At 65.0% G+C, this 4,514-nt stretch carries 1 protein-coding gene; it reads right to left on the bottom strand.

Features of this window, described 5'->3' with window-relative positions; all coding sequences use genetic code 11:
• On the bottom strand, positions 1 to 3,719 hold a 3,719-nt coding region (locus tag MJD61_15415; GenBank protein MCG8556654.1), incomplete at its 3' end, for a hypothetical protein.
• Positions 3,720 to 4,514: the final 795 nt, after the last annotated feature.

Below are 4,514 nucleotides of genomic sequence, written 5' to 3' on the forward strand. Positions count from 1 at the left end.
GGTACCGGCTCGCCAAGCACTTCCTCGATCTTGAAACGCTCGCCGCTCACGAGCGGCCCGTCCCAGTCCACACCTAGCAGGCAGGCTTCCCAACGCCGGACTCGATCCGCCGGAGTCGCGATGATGTTAGGCTGACCGGCCGTTAGATGGGTATGCAGGGAGAATACCTCGCAGCGCTGGCACCAATCGGCACCGTGCTGCGCCATGGCGTCCGAGAGTCCGCCGAAGAAGTCTTCGCGGCTCAGGAACGTGGTGCCTCCTGCACCGCGTTCCAGCACGTGATGGATCCAGTCTTGCCAGGCCCTACCGGGTAAGCCGACGGGCTCGTCGTCCACGTGAATGTAAGGTGCTGCGGAGAATTCGAGACCCAGCGGCACCGCGGGGTTGGCTGGATCGAGTACCACACCCCACACGTCGCCGTTCCAGGGCGCGTTCGTCGAACGAGCTGAGCTGTCGGAGCGGTCAAACGCGTCGTGGATCAGCGTGGTATAGCGCGCAAGTTCATCGTGGAAGGGCTGATCCCCGTGCGGAAAGTCCTCGTTCATGCCTCGGTAGTTGTTTTCCGCGCAACTGAGCGTCGGAGCAGGAGGAGGGGGCAGGAACCATGGTCGGCAGTAGCGCATGCTATTCCCAAAGCCATCTGTGGATCCTGGAGTCTGTGTGTAGTTATACCCCCCCACCACCTGCATGGCGAAGGTATCGGCAAAGGCTTCGGCGTGAATGGTCAGGTCGTCTTCACGTTCGTCGTCTTCAAACTCGCCGACGCGTCTGACCAGGCCGAGCAGGGCAGAAGGCCCCTCCTCCTGGAACATCAGGTCACACATCAAGAAGTGGCCGTACTCGTGGGTCATGACGCCACGCGAGTTGAGGTTCAGTATGGCACTGCCCTTGTCGGGCCAAAACATGTCCTTGCCGGCAATCACCACGGTCGTTGCTCTGATGATCGAGTCCAGCAGCACGTTTTTCGTTGCCGTGGTTGCGAGAACGCCGAGCACCTGGCCCAGACTCAGGATGGTTCCGCTGTGGATATTGGGGAAATCCAGGCAAAGCACCATGGCGCGCTCGCTTCCGCCGTTGATCACCTGCGTGAACACGTTGGCGACTCGTCCCGTCAGCACCTCGACCCGGTCCGGGTCCCGGCCGATCACCGTGCGGGCGTAGTCGGCCGAGTCGACCAGCTGGGTCATGGCGTGCAGGTCCTCGTGCTCGGTGTCGATGTGCAGGTTGAGGTCATGCCGGAACCCGTCGAAGTCCTGGCGGAAATCGCACAGCTCGTTCGGGATGAAGTCCGACGTCATGCGCGCATCATCGTTGTCGAGCTCGATGCACAGGCCGCCATCCCTGGACCGCGGGCCTTCCACCGCTTTCACGTTCGCAACACCCGCGCCATCCAGTTTGGCCTCGCCGGTAACGGGCAGGATACCCCACCATTGCTTGACTCGCACGCGTACGCCGCGCGGGAAGATCGGGATGGGGCCCTGGTCGCCCCAGCCTCGTACCATAGGTGGCTGCGGCACGCCGGGGCCACGGAAGGAGGGGTCGCGGTTGAGCATGTTGAACTGCATGTGCACATCGATCCGGCCGGAGAAGATCCTGCCGATCGCTTGCAGCGCTCTCGTGCTCGCTTCCCAGATATCGTCGAGGCCCACCACGATCGTGTCTACCAGGCCGTCCCAGTTGGTAGCGTAAGCCACCACGTCGACCGTGGTGTCCGCCACGAAGCTCGTCACCGGAGCAACGACGTTTCCGACCAACCAGTCCCAAGCCTTCCTGAAGATGCCGAAAGGCTGTTGGGCTGCCCGCTGCTCGAGCCACAGGTGAAAGCCGGCTTCTGCGAGCGCCTCATACGACAGCGAGCCGTCGCTGTTGTAGGCGCCGGCTTCCGGTTCCTCGCTCAAGATGATGGCGCGGAAGGGCGGCTCGAGTTCGGCCGGCTCGGGAACGCAAGCCTGGCCGGCGCAGTCGCCGCAGCCCGCACCGAGCTCGCCGGCTTTGCAGAGCTCGGCGAAGGTGCCCGCGTCTCGCATGATGTTGTACATATGGGCCTGGAACACCGCGAACACGAAGCCGCCCTTTTCGTCGAAGGCCTTGCGGAAGTGGCCGCAGCTTCCAAACCACTGCCGGATTTCTTCCCGAAACAGGGGCAGTGTGCTCCAGAACACGCCCATCTTGTCGAGCTGCTCCAGTTGCTGGGGCCGCTCCACATAGATGAGGCCGTAGCGCAGCGCGGGGTTTCCGTCCGGGTCGGTCTCGGGCAAGAACTGGCTCTCGCGCCAGGCAAATCTCTGCTTGAGCTCGACAACTTCGTGCGGCTCCATGGGTGGAGGCAGCAATCCGCTGCAACCGCCTCCGAGATGCACGGCCACCTCGGTGCGAGCCGAAGGAGCATTGGCGTCCCCGCTCAGGATCGTGAGCGTGAAGCCCGTACCGCGCACCGTGGCCCCGGCTTCGGCGCCGTTGTCGCAGGCGCTGAAGTTGTAGCTCAGCCCACGGGCACGCTCGAGCTCGGTCGTGGGGTTCGCCACGGTGGCGCCACCCACGTAGGAGCACACGACGTTGTTGCCCGATTCGTCGGTGTAGCGCAGCTCGACCGTGCCGTTGCCGGCATTGCCGAGCCTGACCGGTAGCGTGGCTGGAAGCTGGAACGAGACCGGATCCGCGGGTGAGCTCGTGCCGTCGGCGCGCGTCGAATCGGTGTGGTTCAGACCGGCCCTCAGAATGACCGGGGCGTCCATGATGCGTACTTGCGTGGGGGGCAGCACCAGGTTCCAGGGGAAGGGCCGGTGGTTGATGATAGCGTTTTCAGCCACCCGGACGCCCGAACCGAAGAAGGCACCGGCGTGCCCCGTGGGTCCGACGTCCTGCACCACGATGGTGCTGTTCGGCGCGACCAGCGTACCGACCATCCGGCCGTCCACGGTCTGCTGGTCGACGCCAACCGCCACGACCAGCAGGTCGAGCTCCGAGACCACGTCACCCAACGCATCGACGATGCTGCCGCCAAGCTCGAGGTTTCCTTGCAGGTAGACCACCACCGGGCCATCGCTGTCGTCCACGCGCAGCTGGGAATCTATGGGTACGGTCAGCTCCGAGAACAGGTACGTCCCCGCGCGTAGGCGCAAGCTCGACGCCGAGCCGATGAGTACATCTTCGTAGCCACCTGGATCGAGACTCAGGTGCTCGTTGTCGCCGACCTCGACGGATCCCCCGTCCTGAGCCGGGCAGGCGACTGTCCAGGTCGATTCGCGCAGCGAGCCAAAGGAGCTATTGGCGAAGATCGTGCCCGACACCGCGGCTCCAGTGCCGAGCTCGATTGCGCCTTCGCTGCGCGCATCGCCTTGCACCTGCACGCGTTCCCCGAGACCGAGCGCACCCCGACTCCAGAGGGAACGGGTCACGACATCGGGCAACACGGCGGTCGCCGCCGTGCCCAGGCTGACTGTCGCGGCTTCGCCAGAAGCCCCTTCGTTCTGCACCTTGGCTCCCTGCTCGAGCTCGAGCAAGCCCGTTGCCGCCACCGCGACGTCCTGCGGCACCATGTCGCCGGGCAGTGCGATGGTCAACTGCGCAGGCAACCCGCTCAGCGCGATGCGACTCGATTGGATTTCCTTACCTGAGCGCGACTGCCGTCCACAGCTCAGGGCCAATACCCACAAGGCCACCAGGCCAGCCAGCCGAAACCCACGCCCAACGCTTCCACTACCCTTACGACGAGGCATGCCGCCCCCTTTCTCAGTTTGAACCACCCGCTAGAACCGAATCGCTCTTCGTCTTGCCTCCACGCCGAGAGACAGCACCCGTTTGGCGCCAACCGGCGCCGCTGCGGCTGTCGCTGACCAAGCGCGACAGCCATCGATAACGGAACGTTACCCCCCCCTTGTAATTGTCAAGAGCCCAGGCTCACGCTCTGGCCCGCATTGCCGAGCCGTGCCGAAACCGGACTTAAGACTGCAACAGCATGTGGGCTGCAGCGATCTGATCACCCACGTTCCCGAGGCTCCTTCCGAGCTGCGCTGAGGAGCGCGAGCGAGGAGTCAGGCATGCCGGGCGGGCATGGCTGAACGGTAGAAGGCTGGACGGGCGATCGTTATTAGGCTGCGTGAGGAATTGACGGGGCTGCAACCTGCTGGCTTGGGGTTATCATGGGCGAGCATGCAGGGGACAAGCGCCCCTGCTGAACCGCTGCGCGCTGGCGCCCCTGCTGAACCGCTGCGCGCTGGCGCTGGCGGGGCGACCTGACCCGCGTTGAGGCTTGGCGGGCGGCTCGCCGGGCGACCTGACCCGCGTTGAGGCTTGGGGATGTCCCGGCGGGCGGCTCGCCGAGCACGCCGGCGGACGCCAACCCAGGTCGGGTCGGGGCGTCATGCTTCGCACACCGCACCAAGCGTGCCGGACACCACCGCAGCTCATTTCGCACACTTACGCTACCGGTGGTACCGGTGGTGGCGAAAGTGCCGGCGCACGCCGGCGGACGCCAACGCGGGTCGGGCCGGCCGGCGTCTTTGCACGGTGAC

The organism is Pseudomonadota bacterium, assembly GCA_022361155.1.
Lineage (GTDB): Bacteria > Myxococcota_A > Polyangia > Polyangiales > JAKSBK01 > JAKSBK01.